Below are 17,771 nucleotides of genomic sequence, written 5' to 3' on the forward strand. Positions count from 1 at the left end.
GGATCGCGCTCGTGCACGAGGGCATCGATGGCTTGCCATTGCTTGGCCGACATGCTTTCCAGCTTCCACCATTCCGGGTAGATGCCGAGGTTGTACAGGCGCTTGACGGCGCGCAAGACTGTGTCGTCGCCGTGCGGCAAGGCGTCCGACGGTATGACTTCCAGCAACAGTTCGTGACCGCTCACTTGCGCCGCGTCATACAGGGCCTTGATCTGCGCTTCCTGTTCCAGCCGGTTTTCCACAGCGTCGTCCGGATGCAGTTGCACCAGGCACTTGATCACGTGTTCCTTTGGCCAGCTGAGCAGATGCGAGCCGATGGAGCGGCCCCAGTCGAACTGCAGCGGATTGGAACCGGGCAATTCCACAGGACGGCCTATCCACCAGCCCCGCCCCGTCGCATCGTTGAGCGCATCGACGCCATAACGGCCATCGATCAGCACGCCCGTCTTGCCGGCCAGTTGCAAGGCCGTTTCCGTCTGCGCCACGGCTTGCACCATCAATTGCTTCAAGGCGCAGATACGCGATTCGGGCGCGCCCGCTTGTTGCGCCAGCTCAAAGAATTGCGTGCGGTGATCGAACGCGAACACGCACAGCTCATTCCACTCCTTGCGCGCCACCGTCGTGCGGTGCAGGCGCGACAAGGTGGCGTCCTGGTCCGGCTGCGTCAGTTTGGCCGCGTTGGCGAGGAAATAATCGAGCTCGACAGGCGACGGCATGGCCGGCGCGCAGCCATGCCGCGACACGACCAGAGCGCCGCAGCCGTTCGCGTAGCGGCAGCACGCTTCGTAATCCTCGCCGCGCAGCCAGCCTTTCAGGAAACCGGAAAGAAAAGCGTCGCCCGCGCCAAGCACGTTCAGCACTTCCACGCGCACGCCGCGGTAGTTATACGCGTCGTCCAGGCTTTGCGGCACCACATTGTCGATGACGGCGCTGCCCAGCGGGCCACGCTTGACGACCAGGGTCGCCAGGGTGGCGGCCCGCACGGCACGCAAGGACGCCAGAATGTCCGCGCCGCCGCCGGCGATCATGAATTCCTCTTCCGTGCCGACGATCAGGTCGAACTGCGGCAGGATGGCCTGCAAGTGGCGGGTGACACCTTCGTTCGAGACGAAACGCGTTTCGCCGTCCGCCTTGCCCGACAAGCCCCACAGCACGGGCCGGTAATCGATGTCGAGCACGGTGCGCACGTTATTCGCGCGGGCCAATTTCAAGGCTTGCGTGCTGACGGCGTGCATGGCGGCGGTCGAAAAATGCGTGCCGGTGATCAACAGTGCCTTGCTCGAGGCAATGAAGGCCGCATCCACCGACGATGCGTCGATGGCCATGTCGGCGCAATTTTCACGGTAAAAAATCAACGGGAAGGTGTTCTTGTCCTTGATGCCCAGCATGACGAGGGCCGTCAGGCGGTCGCGGTCGATGCCCACGTGGCTGATGTCGCAGCCCTCCTTCGCCAAGGTGTCGGTGAGGAAACGGCCCATGTGGTCGTCGCCCACCTTCGACAGCATGGCCGACTTCAGGCCCAGCCGGGCCGTGCCGAAGGCGATATTCGCCGACGAGCCGCCCAGGTATTTGGCAAAGCTCGTCGCGTCTTCCAGGGTGCTGCCGATCTGCTGCGCGTACAGATCCACGGCCAGGCGGCCCAGGCAGATCACGTCGAGCGCGCGGCCCTGGGCAAATTGTGTCGGGTTATTCATGGTTATCCTTAAATCGTGACACCGTCGAGTTCAGCCATCAGCGTTTGCATTTCCGCGCCGCCCGCCATCATGTCGAGTACTTCATCCTTGGAAACTGTTTCCTTGGTGTAAGTACCCAGCGACTTGCCCCGATTCAACAGAGTGAACGAGTCGCCCACGGGATAGGCGTGGTGCACATTGTGGGTGATAAAGATCACGGACAAGCCCCGTTCGCGCGCCTTGTAGATCAGTTTCAGCACATTGAACGATTGTTTCACGCCCAGCGCGGCCGTCGGCTCGTCGAGGATCAGCACGCGGGCGCCGAAGTGGATGGCGCGGGCAATGGCCAGGCACTGGCGTTCGCCGCCCGACATGGTGCCCACGGCCTGGTGCGGGTCGCGCACCATGATGCCCATTTCGGCCAGCTTGTCGCGCGCCGTGGTGGCCGCATAGTCCATATCCATCACGGGCAGCACGCCGAACATCTTTTTGATCGGCTCGCGGCCCATGAAGAAATTGCGCGCCACGGACAGCAGGGGCACGAGCGCCAGGTCCTGGTAGACGGTGGCCACGCCCAGGTCGAGCGCCTCTTTTGGCGAATTGAAGCTGACGGGCTTGCCATCGACCAGGTATTGGCCATCGGTGGGCTTGTGCACGCCGGCCAGGGTCTTGATCAGGGTCGACTTGCCGGCGCCGTTATCGCCCAGCAGGCAATGTACTTCGCCCGGTTTCAGGCGCAAGGTGACGTTTTGCAGGGCGATGACGGAGCCGAAGCGTTTGCTGATGTTTTCCAGCGCAAGGATGTATTCGCTCATGGCTTATCTCGCTTCCGTGACACGGGCACGGACAAAGTTGTTGAACAGTACCGCGATCAGCAGCATGACGCCGAGGAAGACACGGAACCAGTCGGAATTGATATTCGTATAAGTAATGCCGATCTGTACCACGCCGAAGATCAGCGCGCCGAAGCAGGCGCCGACGACGGAACCGTAGCCGCCCGTCAACAGGGCGCCGCCAATGACGGCCGCGATGATGGCTTCGAATTCCTTTTGCATGCCGCGGTCGGCGGCGGCCGATCCCACGTCAAATACTTGCAATGTGGCAAACAAACAGGCGCAGAAGGCCGTGAAGACGAACAGCGACACCTTGATGGTTTTCACGGGCACGCCCACATTCTTGGCCGCGTTGGCGTCGCCGCCGACGGCGAAGATCCAGTTGCCGATGCGGGTGCGGGCCAGGACGAAGCCGGACACGAGCGCCAAGCCCGCCCACCAGACGATAACCTTGGGGATGCCCTTGACCAGCGGCGCTCCATTGTCGAGCGCCGTGATCCAGCCCGCCTTGGCCATCCAGGCGAACAGCGAAGTGCCCACTTCGCCATGGAACAGGGTCATGGCCAGCCAGTCGTCGGCGGCCAGCGCGCCGATGCCGCTGACGATGGTGCGGTTGGCAAACATGATGGACAGGGCCAGGGTCAGGCCGCGCAGGATGAACAAAAAGGCCAGGGTGACGATGAACGACGGCAAACGCGTCTTGATGACGAGGTAGCCGTTGAGCCAGCCCAGCGCCATCGAACCGGCAAAGGCGAACAGGATGGCGGCCCACACGGGCCAGTGGAAATACACGGAAGGAATGGCGATCATCATGCCGGCAAAGCCGATCATGGAGCCGATCGACAGGTCGAATTCGCCGGCGATCATCAAGACGCAGGCGCCGATGGCGATGATGCCCAGGTAAGCGGCCACTTGCGCCCAGTTGATCACGCCGTCGAGGTTGAACATGCCGGAATCGCCGGCCGTCAGGATGAAGAAGGCGAACACCAGGATGGCGCCCGAGATCGAGGCGAACTCAGGACGGCTGAACAGCCGCTTGAGCCAGCTGACCTGCCCCACGCGCTCATCCAAGCCCTGCTTCTGCGGCGGCGTGCCCGAGGCGGCCATGCCGCCCTGCTCCACGCTGAATTTCACGGTACTCATGCTATGTCTCCCTTGATTTATAGCAACCTGCCAGCCTCGACAACAATTCCAGGGCGGCAGGACCCGCGCGCCGGCAAGCTTGGCCTGCGCGCGGGGACATCAACTAAGTATTGATTGAATTGAAAAGCGGGTGCTTAACGGAACTGGCCGGCGTATTTCTCCACCTTGCCGATATTGTCCTTGGTGACATAACCAGGACCGGAACCGATATGGCGCGGGCCATACGATGGTGCCAGGCCATATTCGGCCAGGCGCGCCTTGAACTTGGCGTTATTGATCAGCTTTTCGCGCACCTTGGCCAGGTCCGTGGTCTTGTCCTGCTTCATGATGGCCAGCACGGCAACGGGGATGTAGCCTTGCAGGTAGGGTTGCTGGTCGATGGCGAACTGGATGCTGCCATCCTTGATGCCTTTCGAGATTTCATCGGACAAATCGAACGTGGCGAACCACATCTTGCCCTTCAAGCCCATCTTTTCCAGCGCCTTCAGCGAAGCGTGGGCCGAGGTGGGCCCCAGCGCCAGCACGGCCTGGGTTTTCGGGTTGTTGCGCAGGTAGGCGCTCAGCTTGCTTTCGATGGTGGTCGGATCTTCGCCCGCATCCAGGGTGGCGGCCTTGAAATCGACGCCGATGGCTTCGGCAAAGCCGCGGCAGCGCTCGAACGACGATGGATTCGTCGCGTAATGGTTGACGCAGACGAACGATTTGATGCCGGCCGCCTTGGCTTTTTCGCCGGCGCCCTTGCCTGCCTCGTATTCAGGCTGGCCCACGTGCATCACGGCGCCCAGCTGCTCGCTTTGCGCCAGGGTACCGGAGTTGATCGTGACAAACGGAATCTTCTTGGCGGCAACGAGGCCCAGCGGTTTTTGCAGCACGCTGAAGTCGGCGATGCTGACGATCACGCCGTCGTAGTTGCGGGCCGCCGATTGCTCGACCAGGCGCGCCATGTCGGCCAGGTCGCCATTCGGCGGGTTGCGGTAGTCGACGCTGACATTGAAGTCTTCACCTGCTTGCTTGACGGAATTTTTGATCGTATTCCACCAGGAATCGGAATCGGGCGCATGGCTGATCAGCACGAATTTCTCGCCTGCCGCGTGGCTGGCGCTCATGCCCAGACCCAGTCCGAGGCCGAGTCCCAGCACAGCCAGGCTCTTCAGAAATCCCTTACGCTTATTGCTTTGCATGAATGTCTCCTTGAAGGATTAATTTTTATAGTTGCCAGCTTTTGAAGCGTGTCAACGGGGAGCCGGAAAGCCGGCAAGACCCGATGCACTGCGCACAGCTTAGGCCACAAAAAAGACAAATGCAATAAAATTTTCAAAATAAATTTAAATAGAAATTCGTTTCTATTTTCAGGATTCCCTCCTATAATTCTCGCCAGAACCAGCCGTAGCGCAACTTGATACAGCATCACGGCCCAGCAAGCACACCAAGGAAAAAACATGGCAGCCACCGCCCCCATCGAACAGCTGATGCAGCACATTGCCGCCGAGTACGACAACCTGTCGCGCCAATTAAAGGTTATCGCCCAATACATTGAAAAGCACCGTGCCAGCCTGATGCTCGAACGCATCAGCGACATCGCTAGCGCCTGCGACGTGCAGCCGTCGGCCATCGTGCGCTTCGCGCAGCGCTTCGGCTACACGGGTTTTTCTGAAATGCAGGATGTGTTCCGCCAGGCGTACACGGACCAGGCCGGCGCCACGCCCGACTACCAGCAGCGCATCCGCAAGCTCATCTCCACGCGCGACGCCGCCCTCAGCGCGGGCGACCTGACGCGCGAATTCGTCGGCGCCAGCCGCGCCGGCCTCGACGACCTGGCGGCAGGCCTCGACGACGCGCAGCTGGAAGCGGCCGTCAACCTGCTGTTGAAAGCGGAAAACATCTATGTGATCGGCGTGCGCCGGTCGTTTCCGATCGCCTCCTACATCGCCTACGCGCTGGAACACACGGACAAGCGCGTGCACCTGATCAGCGGACTGGGCGGCATGCACCGCGAACAGATGCGCAGCGTGCGCGAACGCGATGTGGCGATCGCCATCAGTTTCTCGCCTTACGGCAAGGAAACCCAGCAGTGCATCAAGGCGGCGCAGGACAAGGGCGCCAAGGTCCTGGTGATTACCGACAGCAAGCTGGCCCCGCTCGCGCGGGCCGCCGACGCGCTGCTCACCGTCACCGAGGGCAGCGCCTTCGCCTTCCGCTCGCTGACCAGCACCATCTGCCTGTGCCAGGCGCTGTTCATCGCGCTGGCATACAAATTAGAGCTCGACATCGAAGAAATCCACACCCCAGGAGAACATGATGATTGAAGTAGCGTTATTCGGCGCCGGACGCATCGGCAAAATCCACGCGGCCAACCTGGCTGCCCAGCCCGGCGTGCAGTTCAAGTACGTGGTCGACGTCAACCAGGAAGCGGCCGCCGCCTTGGCCGGCTTGCATGGCGGTAGCAGCGCCACGGTGGAAGCGGCATTGGCCGATCCGGCCGTCAAGGCCGTCGTCATCGCCTCCAGTACGGACACGCACGCAGACCTGATCCTGCGCTCGGCCGCCGCCGGCAAGGCCATCTTTTGCGAAAAACCCGTCGATTTGACCCTCGACCGGGCGCGCGCCTGCGCCGCGGCCGTGAAGGAAGCCAAGGTGCTGTGCATGCTGGGCTTCCAGCGCCGCTACGACCCCACCTTCAATGCCGTCAAGACACGGATTGAGGCGGGCGAAATCGGCACGCCGGAGTTGCTCATTGTGACCAGCCGCGATCCGGGGCCGCCACCCGTGAGCTACATCAAGGTCTCGGGCGGCATCTTCAAGGATATGCTGATCCACGATTTCGACATCTTCCGCTGGATACTCGACGATGAAGCCGTCAGCGTGCACGCCACGGGCAGTTGCCTGGTCGACCCGGCCATCGGCGAAGCGGGCGACCTTGATACGGCCGTCGTCACCATCCGCACGGCCAAGGGCCGCTTGTGCCAGATCAATGCCTCGCGCCGCGCCGCCTACGGCTACGACCAGCGCTTCGAAGTGCTGGGCAGCGCCGGCATGCTGCAGGCGGGCAACCACAAGCCGACGGAAGTGACGGCCTATGGCTCGGTGAACGTCAGCGTGGACAAGCCGGAAGATTTTTTCCTGGAACGCTATCGCCACGCTTACGCGCAGGAAATGGCACATTTCTTCGACGCCCTCAGCCACGGCACGCCGCTGCGCACCACCGTCCACGATGGCTTGAAGGCACTGGAACTGGCCGAGGCGGCCACCCTGTCGTGGCGCGAACAGCGTGTCGTGACCCTGTAAAAATACAAAAACAAGATACTGGAGACACCATGTCATCCCCAACATTAAAAGTCGGCATCGTCGGCCTGGGCCGGCTGGGCCAGCGCCACGCCATCAACCTGGCGCAGCGTGTGCCGAATGCCGAAGTAGTCGCCGCCTGCAGCCCCGTGCCGGCCGAACTGGACTGGGCCGCCAGCCAACTCGGCATCACCACCGGCTATGCCGACTACGACGCGCTGCTGGGCCACCCGGGCCTGGACGCCGTCTTCCTCGTCACGCCCACCTCGCTGCATGCGGACCAGATCATCGCCGCCTTGCGCGCCGGCAAGCACGTGTTTTGCGAAAAACCGCTATCGCTGGACCTGGCCGACTGCCTGAAGGTGGAAGCGGAGGCGGCGCGCCACCCGCAGTTGACCATCATGATCGGTTTCGTGCGGCGTTTCGACGCCAGCTACCATGACGCGCAGCAAAAGATCGCCCAGGGCCTGATCGGCAAGCCGTATCTCGTGCGTTCGCAGACCTGCGACCAGAACGACCCCAGCGGCGCCTTCATGCGCTTCGCCCCCACCAGCGGCGGGATCTTTCTCGATTGCAGCGTGCACGACATCGACCTGGCGCGCTGGCTGCTGGGCAACCCCGTGCCCAAACGCGTGTATGCGAGCGGCACCAACGCCATCCACACGGGCTTGCAGGCGTTCGGCGACGTCGACAATGGCCTGGCGACGGTCGAGTTCAGCGACGGCAGCATGGCCAGCTTCATGGCCTCGCGCACCATGGCGCATGGCCATGAAACCCTGACGGAAGTATTCGGCACGGGCGGCCGCCTGGCCGTGGGCAGCAATCCGCGCCTGAACCGCGTGGAAATCTCGGATGCGCATGGCGTGCGCAACGAGTGCACGCCGGACTTCTATGCCCGCTTCGCCGACGCCTTCTTGATCGAGGCGCAGGAATTTACGGATGCGGCGCTGGGCCGGCGCACCTTGTCATTGACCTTGCACGACGCCACGGAAGCGACGCGCATCGGCCTGGCCATGACGCAAGCCATGCGCGAAGCACGGCCTGTGGAGTTTTAAGCCAAAGGCAGGGACTCAGGCGGCCGGTGCAGAAAACGGCTGTTTGGGCTCGACGGCCAGGCGCAAGCCCATGGCATCGAGGATGGCCGTCAAGGTGCTCAGCGAGGGATTGCCCTCGGGCGACAGGGTGCGATACAGCTGGGTGGGATTGAGCCTGGCCGCCTGCGCCACGGCGGGCACGCCGCCAAAGGCGCGCGTCATCTGGCGCAGCACGGCCAGCAGTTCGCCGAGGTCGCCATCGACGAGGATATTGTTGATCAGTTCGAGAGCGAGATCGGGATCGTCGCGGTACAGTTCGGCCATCGCTTCGTCATGCGAGCGGTCTCTCGGTGGTTTGCTGAGTTCCTCTTTCATGTCCCCTCTCCTTCCAGTCGTGCCAGCAAGCACAGGCGTATTCGATATCTTTCGGCTGCGTGCGCTTGTCGCCTCGCGCTTGCGCCTCCGCACAGCAATAAAATGATCTGTTCGCCGGCGATGGCTTAATACACGCGGTAACCAGGCCCCACGTCGATGCGCAATTCCCACACGCCATCGTGGCAAAATTTATGGTCGCAAAAATTGCCGGGAATCATACGCAACACGCGCCGGGCTATGGCCACCCTGGCCGTGTTGTCGCGCTGGCGTTTCAGCCATTCCGTGTATAAATCCCTGCCCGATGACGTCAGATAGTGCCGGATCTCGTATATCACATTCGTCCATAAACGAAGAAAGATCAAGGAGAAAATCACGCGTATGCATAAAAAAGAAGACCACGCCATCTTGCGGCGAAACCGCATGACGCAGGTGCCGAATGCCGGGATCACTGATGTATATCAAGATGTGTTTCCCCAGTTACTGTAGAGAAATGATGTGACGCGTACACGCCTCACGCGCATGCCATTGCGCTATACAATAAGCGCTGCCCAACCGCGAAAAACCCTGCCGCCATGACGAACAACGACAGCAACTCCCCTCACCTTGCCCACGTGGCCGAATGCTACGTCAAGCTGGTCCTGGCCATGGGCCAGCACGATGCCTCGTACGTGGACGCCTATTACGGCCCGTCTGCGTGGCAGGCTGAAGCGGCAGAACAGCAACAGAATTTGAGCGACATCAAGGATAGTGCAAACGAGGCGCTGGCCCTGCTGGCCGGTGACGCCTCCTTGCGCGCCGTCAACCTGCGCAAGCAGTTGCAAGCCGTGCTGGCCAAGGCGGACATGCTGCAGGGTTTACGCCTCGATTTCGATACGGAAAGCGCGCGCCTGTACGATGCCGTCTCGCCCCATCACAGCCGTGCCTGGTACGAAGCACTGGTGGAGCAGATCGATGCCTTGCTGCCCGGCGACGGCACGGTCAGCGCACGCGTGAATGCCTTGCGCTCGCAACTCGTCATTCCTGCCGACAAGCTGCGCGCCGTCATGGAGGCGGCCATCCGCATGGGCCGCGAGCGCACCTTGCAGTACATCGCCCTGCCCGAGGGCGAAGATTTTGTCCTGGAATTTGTCACAAATAAACCCTGGAGCGGCTACAACTGGTACAAGGGCAACTATCAGAGCGTGATCCAGATCAATACGGACTTGCCCGTGTATATCGATCGCGCCGTCGACCTCGGTTGCCACGAAGCGTATCCGGGCCACCACGTCTACAACGTGCTGCTGGAACGCGACCTGGTGCGCGGCAAGGGCTGGATGGAGTACTGCATCTATCCGCTGTATTCGCCGCAATCCTTGATCGCCGAAGGCACGGCCAACTACGGCATCGAGCTGAGTTTCACGGAGGCGGAGCGGCTGGACTTCGAACAGCAGGTGCTGTACCCGCTGGCCGGCCTCGATCCTGCGCTGGCGCCCCGCTATGCGCAGCTGAACCAGTTGCTGGCCAAGCTCGGCTACGCCGACAACGACATCGCGCGCCAGTACCTCGAAGGCGGCATCACGCGCGACGAGGCGCTGGAATGGCTGGTCAACGTGCGCCTGTACCCGGCCGAAAAATCGGCGCAGCGCCTGCAGTTCTACGACGCCATGGGCGCGTACGTCATCAACTACAACCTGGGCCAGGACATGGCGAAAGCCTATGTCGAACGCCAGGGCAGTACGCGCGCCGAGCACTGGGCCGCCTTCCGCGACCTGATGTCGTCGCCGCGCGTGCCCAGCGCGCTGCTGGAATGAGGCACAAACGATAAAGGAGAGTCGCATGCACGTCACGCATACTGCCAGCGCCCTGCTGCTGGCGCTTTCCGTCAGCAATGCGGCATGGGCCAGGGATGCGGCCGTCGCCACGGCACCGCCACTCAGCGCGCGCCAGCAGGCACTGATGGCGACAGCCGTGGGCAGCGCCGCCCATCCGCGCATCCTGCAGGTGCGCCTCGATGAACTGCAGCCGACCCAGCCGGCCGTCGGCTACGACCAGGTGTATTACAAGCTGGGACGCTACGCGGCCGAAGAAAAGCACATCGCCGACATCGCCAGGCCGAAGAAATTTGCCGACCTGTGCGAAGCCAATGGCCAGGGCGACGTCTTGCCCAACACGGCCAACGTGGCCGGCGCCACCCTGGCCGCGCCGCCGGCCGGCTACCGCTGCAAGGCGGCCGTCGGCAGCCGTCCGGACGACATGAAGACGGTCGTCATCGGGCCGCGCGGCGGCGTGTACCTGACCGATGGCCACCACACGTTTTCCACCTTCTGGGATGCAGATGGCGGGCGCAATCATCAATTGAAGGTCTGGGTCAAGGTCAGCGACAATTTCAGCGCGCTGGGAGACGCGGCGTTCTGGGCACGCATGCGCGCAGAAAACAAGGTGTGGCTGAAAAATGGCCGCAACCAGGCCATCACGCCGCAGCAACTGCCGTCCGCCATCGGCTTGCAGTCGCTGGGCGACGATCCTTACCGCTCGCTCGTCTACTTTACGCGCGAGATCGGCTACGAGCCGCCTGAGCACGCCACGGAATTTCTCGAGTTTTACTGGGCCGACTGGCTGCGCGGCATGCCGGCGCTGGACCTGGCGCGCGTCGACCTGCTTGATCGCGCCGCGTATGCCAGCGTCATCCTGCAAGCGGCACAGGCGATGGTGGCGCTGCAGCCCGATGACATCGTCAGCGGCGGCAAGCGCGCGGCGGATCTGGGTGCGCTGGACGAGGTCGACCGCGAAACGCTGGCTGCATTGACGCAAGACAAAGGCAAGCTGCGCTACGCCATCGACTACCGCAAGTCGCTGCCGCGCTAGTTACCTCCCGGCGTGTCATCATCCTGACATCTGCGCCCGCTAGCATGTCGGCACTTTTCAGGCCGACATCACGGGACACCATGTACAAGCACAGCATCCGCCGCAGCACCTTATCGATTGCCATCGCCCTCGCGCTGGGCGCCAGCCTGGCCGCCTGTGGCGGCAAAGACTATCGCGACACCACCACGGCGCCCGTCGCCCCGGTGGACCCCGCCGCCCCCGCACGCCTCCTGAACGTCGTGGCGGCCACCGGCAAGGCGGTGGCGAATGCCACCGTCACCGTACTCGACGCCGGCAAGAATGTCGTCGGCAGCGGCACCACGGACGCGAAAGGCAAGGTGGCCATCCCCCTGGCTGCCACGGCGAAGGCGCCCTTCCTCGTCTCCGTCACGCCAGCAGGCGGCGCCACCCTGTACGCCCTGTCGCTGAAGGAAAGCGCCGTCAACCTGACGCCGCTCACCTCCGTCATCGCCATGCAGTTGCTGGGCAGCATCCCCTCAAGCGCGTCCCCCGCCAGCCTGGCCGCCATCGATGCGGCCAGGCTGCAAACGGCGCAGACGCAGCTGGGCACGGCCCTGGCGGCGCCCCTGCAAACCCTGGGCATGGCAGCCAATTATGACTTCGTCAACAGTGCCCTGACGCCGGACAGCAAGGACCCGGCCGACGTTTTGCTCGACAACCTGCAGGTGAAACAGAGCGGCACGGATATCGACATCGTCAATGCCAGCGGCAGCATCATCGCGCAAATCATCGCTGGCGGCGCGCCGATCGCCACCGGCAAGAGCGTGCTGGAAACGCCGCCCGTGCTCAGCGCGCGCCAGCAGGTGCTGGCCGCCACGTCTGCCGGCACGGATGCGGCGCCCGTCTTCCTGCAAGTGTCGCTCGACGAGCTGCATCCTACCCAGCCGGCCGTCGGCTACGACCAGATCTATTACAAGCTGGGCCGCTATGGCGCGGAAGACCTGGTCATGGCCAAGACCAACAAGCCAAAGAAATTCGCCGAACTGTGCGAAGCCAACGGCCAGGACGATGTCGTCAGCAAGACGGCCAACGTGGCCGGCGCCACCCTGAGCAATCCGCCTGCGACGTTCCAGTGCAAGTCCGCCGTGGGCAGCAAGCCGGGCGACATGAAAACCGTCGTCATCGGCCCGAACGGCAGCCTGTACCTGACGGACGGCCACCACACGTTTTCCGCCTTCCGCGATGCCGACAATGGCCAGAATCATCAGCTGAAAGTGTGGGTCAAGGTGACGGACAATTTCAGCAAGCTCAATGAATACGATTTCTGGACGCAGATGAAGAAGGTGAACAAGGTCTGGCTGAAAGATGGCAGCAACAAGGCCATTGCCACCAGCCAGCTGCCCGCATCCATCGGTTTGAAGTCGCTGGGCAACGACCCGTACCGCTCGCTCGTCTACTTCACGCGCGACGCCGGCTACGTGGTGCCGTCGACGGCCACGGAATTCCTCGAATTCTACTGGGCCGACTGGCTGCGCACGCAGCCCGGCATCGACCTGGCCAAGACCGACACGCGCGACGTTGCCAGCTACATGGCCACCATCAGGAGCGCATCGACGGCAATGGCGGGCCTGAAGGCGAACGATATCGTCAGCCGCGGCGTGACGGCGCAAACCCTGGGCTGGACGGGCGTCTTCAGCCAGCCGGCGCTGGACGACCTGGTCACGCCGACGGGCAAGCTGAGCTACGCCATCGCGTATAAAAAATCGCTGACCAAGTAAGCGCGGCGCAAACGACAACGGCCCGCCTGTCAGCTGACAGGCGGGCCGTTTTTATGGGCAGCGTCGCTTACGCGATGCGTTCACCATTCTCCGGATCGAACAGGGCCGCTTTCGACAGGTTGAACGACAGCTGCATGGTCTGCCCTGGCAGCACGGCTTCGCGTGGGTGCGTGCGGCAAGTCACTGCCGCGCCGTTCAGGCGCGTCGTCAACAGGGTGTCCGGGCCGGTCGGCTCGACCAGATCGATCAGGCAGCCCAGTTCCTGGCCCACGTCGCCGTGCGCGCTGCTCATGTCCGTGATCTGCTCCGGACGCACGCCCAGGATCACGTCGCGGCCCGCATAGCTGCGCAGCTTGTCGGCGGCGAACGGCAGGGCCAGGCGCATGCTCTTGCCCGCGTTGTCGATGGCGGCAAACACCTCGTTGCCCTCGATGACGGGCTTGACGGTGATGAAATTCATCGATGGCGAGCCGATGAAGCCGGCCACGAACAGATTCGCCGGATTGTCGTAGATTTCCTGCGGCGTGCCCAGTTGCTGCACCACCCCATCTTTCATGACGGCGATCAAATCGCCCATCGTCATCGCTTCGATCTGGTCATGCGTGACGTAGACGATGGTCGCCTTCAGGCGCTGGTGCAGCAGCTTGATCTCGGCGCGCATTTCCACGCGCAGCTTGGCGTCCAGGTTCGACAGCGGTTCGTCGAACAGGAACAGCGACGGCTTGCGCGAGATGGCGCGGCCCATGGCCACGCGCTGACGCTGGCCGCCCGACAGCTGCGCCGGGCGGCGGTCCAGCAAGTGCGTGATTTGCAGCGTTTCGGCCACGCGCGAAACGATTTCTTCCTGCTCCGCCTTCGGCACCTTTTTCACGTTCAGACCGAACGCGATGTTTTCGCGCACCGTCATCGACGGGTACAGCGCATACGACTGGAACACCATGGCGATGTCGCGGTCCTTCGGCGGCAGGTCGTTGACCACCTTGCCGTCGATGAGGATTTCGCCCGAGGTGACGCTTTCCAGGCCGGCCACCATGTTGAGCAAGGTCGACTTGCCGGAGCCGGAGCCGCCGACGAGGATCAGAAACTGGCCATCCTTGATTTCGATGTCGATGCCTTTCAAGACTTCGACGCCATTCGTGTACACCTTGCGGATGCTGCGTATCGATAAACTGGACATATTCTTTCCTTAACCTTTGACTGCGCCTGCGGTCAGGCCGCGCACAAAATAACGGCCTGCGACCAGGTAGACCAGCAGGGTCGGCAGCGCGGCAATCACCGCGGCGGCCATGTTGACGTTGTATTCCTTCACGCCCGTGGACGTGTTGACCAGGTTGTTCAAGCCCACCGTGATCGGCTGCGAATCGCCGCTGGCGAAGACGATGCCGAACAGGAAGTCGTTCCAGATCTGCGTGAACTGCCAGATGATGCAGACGACGAAAATCGGACCCGAAATCGGCAGCACGATCTTGCGGAAGATCAAGAAGAAGCCGGCGCCGTCGATGCGCGCCGCCTTGATCAGTTCTTCCGGCACGCCGATATAGTAGTTGCGGAAGAACAGGGTCGTGAACGCCGTGCCGTACACCACGTGTACGAAAACCAGGCCGGTAGTCGTATTGGCCAGGCCGAATTCGCCCAGCAAACGCGCCATCGGCAGGATCACCACCTGGAACGGAATGAAGCAGCCCACCAGCAGGGCGGCAAACAGGATTTCCGAACCGCGGAAGCGCCAGTGCGCGAACACATAGCCGTTGAAGGCGCCCAGGAAGGTCGAGATCAGCACGGCGGGAATCACCATCTTGATCGAGTTCCAGAAGAACGGCTGCATGCCGTCGCAGGTGACGCCCGTGCAGGCCGACGACCAGGCCTTGGACCAGGAATCGAACTGCCACACGTGCGGCAACGCCAGCAGGTTGCCGCTGCGGATCTCGTCGAGCGACTTGAACGACGTCGACAGGGTCACGTACAGGGGCACGATGTAGTACACCGCAAACAGAATCAGCAGCAGGTATACCACCACCCGTCCGAGGGTGAGGCGATTATTTCGTGTAGGTGTCATCTCATCGCCTTTGCGCTGCGCGTTTCCAGGTACATCAGCGGCACGAGCACGGCCACGATGGTGGCCAGCATCATCATTGCCGATGCCGAGCCCAGGCCCAGCTGGCCGCGGGTGAAGGAAAACTGGTACATGAAGATGGCCGGCACGGACGACGAGTTGCCAGGTCCGCCAGCCGTCAATGCGATGACCAGATCGAAGCTCTTGATGGCGATATGCGCGAGGATCAGCAGCACGCTGAAGAACACGGGACGCATGGCGGGAATCACGATGCGCCAGTAGATCGTCGGCAGGGACGCGCCATCGACTTGCGCCGCCTTGATGATTTCATCATCGATGCCGCGCAGGCCGGCCAGGAACAGCGCCATGACGAAGCCCGACGACTGCCATACGCCGGCGATCACCACCGTGTAGATGGCCATGTCGGAGTTCACCAGCCAGTCGAAGGTGAACGAGGTCCAGCCCCAGTCGTGCATGACCTTTTCCAGGCCCAGGCTGGGATTGAGCATCCATTTCCAGGCCGTGCCGGTGACGATGAAGGACAGCGCCATCGGATACAGGTAGATGGCGCGCAGCGCGCCTTCGGCGCGGATTTTCTGGTCCAGCAGGATGGCCAGGAACAGGCCGATGGCGATGCTGCAACCGATGAACAGGACACCGAAGATGCCGAGGTTCTTGAGCGAGGTCCACCAGCGCTCGTTGTCGAACAGCTCGTAATATTGCACCAGGCCGGCGAACTCGTAGTTCGGCATCAGCCGCGATTCGGTCAGCGACAGCCAACCGGTCAAAAAGATAAAACCATAGACGAATACCAGGCTGGCGATGAGCGTGGGGCCCAGCACCATCTGCGGTATCCATCGGTCGAATTGCTTGCGTATGGACATAGGACAGCCGTAGAAGTAAAAACTGCGTGTGGCGCCGGCCCGGCCGAAAGCCAGGGCGGACGCCTGCGATGCATGCGATGCAGCGGGCGCCGGCGGGAATACCGGCGCCGTCGTGATTACTTCACTTTTGCCGCTTTGGCCAGGGCGGCAACCGCGTCTTTCGAGCTCATGTTGGTGTTCATGAATTTGGCGATGACGTCGGTCACGGCACCTTGCGTGGCCGAAGGCAGCGCCATGCCGTGGGCGAACGATGGCACCAGGCCGCCGGTCTTGTTGGTGGCGTCCATGTCTTCCATCGATTTCAGGGCGCAAGCGTCAAACTTGTCCTTCGAAACGCCGGAACGCACGGGGATGGAACCCTTGTTCAGGTTGAAGATCGACTGGAACTTCGGATTCATGATGGCGTTGGCCAGGGCGATCTGCCCTTTCTTCGCATTCGCATCCTTTTGCGTGAACATGGCAAACGAATCGATGTTGAAGGTGTAGGCCTTGTCCGTGCCAGGGGCGGCCACGCACAGGTAGTCCTTGCCCGGCACCTTGCCGGCAGCCGTGAACTCGCCCTTGGCCCAGTCACCCATGAACTGGAAGCCGGCCTTGTTGTTGATGACCATGGCGGTGGCCAGGTTCCAGTCGCGGCCGGCCGCATCCTTGTCGATGTAGGTCTTCACCTTGCCCAGGGTGTCGAACACCTTGAGCATGGTCGGGCCGGTCAATTCCTTCTGGTCCAGCTTGAGGATGGCCTTTTTGTAGAATTCCGTGCCGCCCACGCCCAGCGCGACGGATTCAAACACGGTGGCGTCCTGCCATGGCTGGCCGCCGTGGGCGATGGCGACGCCGCCCGATTTCTTGATTTTCTCGGCCGCGTCGAAGAACGCATCCCAGGTGGTCGGGGTGGTGGCCACGCCGGCTTTTTTCAGCACTTCCGGATTGACCCACATCCAGTTGACGCGGTGGACGTTGACGGGAGCGGCGACGTAATGGCCCTTGTATTTCATGATGTCGGCGACGACTTTCGGCAGCACGGCATCCCATTTGCCTGGAATGGCGGCATCATCGATATTGGCCAGCACGCCTTCCGCGCCCCACTCCTGGATCGATGGGCCCTTGATCTGGGCGGCCGTTGGCGGATTGCCGGAAATGACGCGGGTTTTCAGCGCGGTCGCGGCGTTTTCGCCAGCGCCGCCAGCCACGGCGAAATCCTTCCAGCCGAAGCCGCTTTCCTTCACGATTTGCTGCAACTGGCCCACAGACTTCGCTTCGCCGCCGGAGGTCCAGTAGTGCAACACTTCCACGTCGGTCGCAAACGCGCTGCCGGCAAACGCCAGGGTGGTCAATGCGGCCAGTTGGGTAATCTTGAATTTCAGTTTCATCTCCACATTCCTTTTTTGATCAAGCTTTTAGGGGGCTTCGGCATACGGGGGCCGAAAAAGGTGAAATCTGCGCCTGTACCGGCGCTCTTGTGCTCAGACCCGCTTGCAAACGGGCATCATCTTGGTGTAAAGACGGCGCCGCGATCCATGATATGACTACATTGCATTTATATCACGGGACGGCGCCAAAAACGCATCCGCGAAGGATGCGCCAGGTTGATCTAGACTGACTACGACTGCAAACTTAGAACCAAGTTTCCACCTGGAAACCATAGGACGTGCCGCTGGTATTGTTGTTGTAGATCGGGCCGCCGTTGTTCGACGCATTGACCGAGGCGGTGGCCGCATCGTTCCATTTGCCGTAGGTCACGAAAGCGCGCAGCTCGGGACGCGACCACAGGCCAGGGCCGGCCGAGATCGTCGGGGCGATGGTCAGCTTGGTCAGGCGCTTGGCCGGCAGGCCACCCGCTTGCGTCACGCGGTCCGTGCCCAGTTCGCCCACCAGCTTGAAGTTGTTGGTGAATGCGTACACCGGGCGCAC

Annotated in this window: 17 protein-coding genes; 6 read left to right on the top strand and 11 right to left on the bottom strand. The window is 62.2% G+C overall.

The annotated features are described in order from the left end of the window. From IGS61_RS27345 to IGS61_RS27360, 4 genes are all read right to left on the bottom strand, one after another. The coding region (locus IGS61_RS27345) for a bifunctional 5-dehydro-2-deoxygluconokinase/5-dehydro-2-deoxyphosphogluconate aldolase (protein WP_230542446.1) at positions 1-1,694 on the bottom strand (1,694 nt) is incomplete at its 3' end. An 8-nt stretch (positions 1,695-1,702) separates the two neighbouring features. Continuing rightward, complete coding sequence (locus tag IGS61_RS27350) at positions 1,703-2,488, bottom strand: ATP-binding cassette domain-containing protein (RefSeq protein ID WP_230542447.1); 786 nt, start codon at positions 2,486-2,488, stop codon at positions 1,703-1,705. Between the two features lie 3 nt (positions 2,489-2,491). Continuing rightward, positions 2,492-3,613, bottom strand: coding sequence for an ABC transporter permease (locus IGS61_RS27355; protein ID WP_230542457.1), 1,122 nt, complete (start codon positions 3,611-3,613; stop codon positions 2,492-2,494). A 170-nt stretch (positions 3,614-3,783) separates the two neighbouring features. Further along, positions 3,784-4,830: a sugar ABC transporter substrate-binding protein gene (locus IGS61_RS27360; RefSeq protein WP_230542448.1), complete on the bottom strand. Its 1,047-nt coding sequence runs from the start codon at positions 4,828-4,830 to the stop codon at positions 3,784-3,786. Positions 4,831-5,088: 258 nt separating this feature from the next. On the opposite strand from IGS61_RS27360, the gene IGS61_RS27365 reads away from it, so the two are divergent. From IGS61_RS27365 to IGS61_RS27375, 3 genes are read left to right on the top strand one after another with little or no spacing between them, the layout of a single operon-like run. Continuing rightward, the gene (locus tag IGS61_RS27365) at positions 5,089-5,955 is read left to right on the top strand and encodes a MurR/RpiR family transcriptional regulator (RefSeq protein WP_099375816.1); all 867 of its coding nucleotides are present in this window, start codon (positions 5,089-5,091) and stop codon (positions 5,953-5,955) included. Further along, a complete protein-coding gene (gene iolG / locus IGS61_RS27370) occupies positions 5,948-6,934 on the top strand; it encodes an inositol 2-dehydrogenase (protein WP_230542458.1) in 987 nt (328 codons plus the stop codon). The genes IGS61_RS27365 and iolG overlap by 8 nt, the downstream gene beginning before the upstream one ends. 29 nt (positions 6,935-6,963) lie before the next feature. Next, positions 6,964-7,986, top strand: a complete 1,023-nt coding sequence (locus IGS61_RS27375; protein WP_230542449.1) for a Gfo/Idh/MocA family oxidoreductase — start codon at positions 6,964-6,966, stop codon at positions 7,984-7,986. A gap of 15 nt (positions 7,987-8,001) precedes the next feature. On the opposite strand, the gene IGS61_RS27380 is transcribed toward IGS61_RS27375, so the two are convergent. Together IGS61_RS27380 and IGS61_RS28035 are read right to left on the bottom strand one after the other, a co-directional pair. Next, positions 8,002-8,340, bottom strand: a complete 339-nt coding sequence (locus tag IGS61_RS27380) for a helix-turn-helix domain-containing transcriptional regulator (RefSeq protein ID WP_230542450.1) — start codon at positions 8,338-8,340, stop codon at positions 8,002-8,004. Between the two features lie 125 nt (positions 8,341-8,465). Beyond that, on the bottom strand, positions 8,466-8,675 hold the full coding sequence (locus IGS61_RS28035; RefSeq protein WP_442908110.1) for a type II toxin-antitoxin system RelE/ParE family toxin: 210 nt from the start codon (positions 8,673-8,675) through the stop codon (positions 8,466-8,468). 237 nt (positions 8,676-8,912) lie between these two features. On the opposite strand from IGS61_RS28035, the gene IGS61_RS27390 reads away from it, so the two are divergent. From IGS61_RS27390 to IGS61_RS27400, 3 genes are all read left to right on the top strand, one after another. Next, positions 8,913-10,130, top strand: coding sequence for a hypothetical protein (locus IGS61_RS27390; RefSeq protein WP_230542451.1), 1,218 nt, complete (start codon positions 8,913-8,915; stop codon positions 10,128-10,130). Between the two features lie 25 nt (positions 10,131-10,155). Further along, positions 10,156-11,184 (top strand): ParB/Srx family N-terminal domain-containing protein, encoded by a 1,029-nt coding sequence (locus IGS61_RS27395; RefSeq protein WP_230542452.1) that lies wholly within the window; start codon positions 10,156-10,158, stop codon positions 11,182-11,184. 80 nt (positions 11,185-11,264) lie between these two features. Then, positions 11,265-12,923: a ParB-like protein gene (locus IGS61_RS27400; protein WP_230542453.1), complete on the top strand. Its 1,659-nt coding sequence runs from the start codon at positions 11,265-11,267 to the stop codon at positions 12,921-12,923. A 67-nt stretch (positions 12,924-12,990) separates the two neighbouring features. Here the strand turns inward: IGS61_RS27400 and IGS61_RS27405 are convergent, their stop codons facing one another. From IGS61_RS27405 to IGS61_RS27425, 5 genes are all read right to left on the bottom strand, one after another. Further along, complete coding sequence (locus tag IGS61_RS27405; protein WP_230542454.1) at positions 12,991-14,100, bottom strand: ABC transporter ATP-binding protein; 1,110 nt, start codon at positions 14,098-14,100, stop codon at positions 12,991-12,993. Positions 14,101-14,109: 9 nt separating this feature from the next. Further along, complete coding sequence (locus tag IGS61_RS27410) at positions 14,110-14,979, bottom strand: carbohydrate ABC transporter permease (RefSeq protein ID WP_034777933.1); 870 nt, start codon at positions 14,977-14,979, stop codon at positions 14,110-14,112. Next, the gene (locus tag IGS61_RS27415; protein WP_034777935.1) at positions 14,976-15,860 is read right to left on the bottom strand and encodes a carbohydrate ABC transporter permease; all 885 of its coding nucleotides are present in this window, start codon (positions 15,858-15,860) and stop codon (positions 14,976-14,978) included. The genes IGS61_RS27410 and IGS61_RS27415 overlap by 4 nt, the downstream gene beginning before the upstream one ends. Before the next feature lie 116 nt (positions 15,861-15,976). Continuing rightward, the gene (locus tag IGS61_RS27420; RefSeq protein ID WP_230542455.1) at positions 15,977-17,230 is read right to left on the bottom strand and encodes an ABC transporter substrate-binding protein; all 1,254 of its coding nucleotides are present in this window, start codon (positions 17,228-17,230) and stop codon (positions 15,977-15,979) included. A 244-nt stretch (positions 17,231-17,474) separates the two neighbouring features. Further along, positions 17,475-17,771: carbohydrate porin (locus tag IGS61_RS27425; RefSeq protein WP_230542456.1), on the bottom strand; the 297-nt coding region annotated here is incomplete at its 5' end.

Origin of the sequence: Janthinobacterium sp. FW305-129 (assembly GCF_020858115.1) — a bacterium.
In the GTDB taxonomy this organism is placed as follows: Bacteria; Pseudomonadota; Gammaproteobacteria; order Burkholderiales; family Burkholderiaceae_D; genus Janthinobacterium.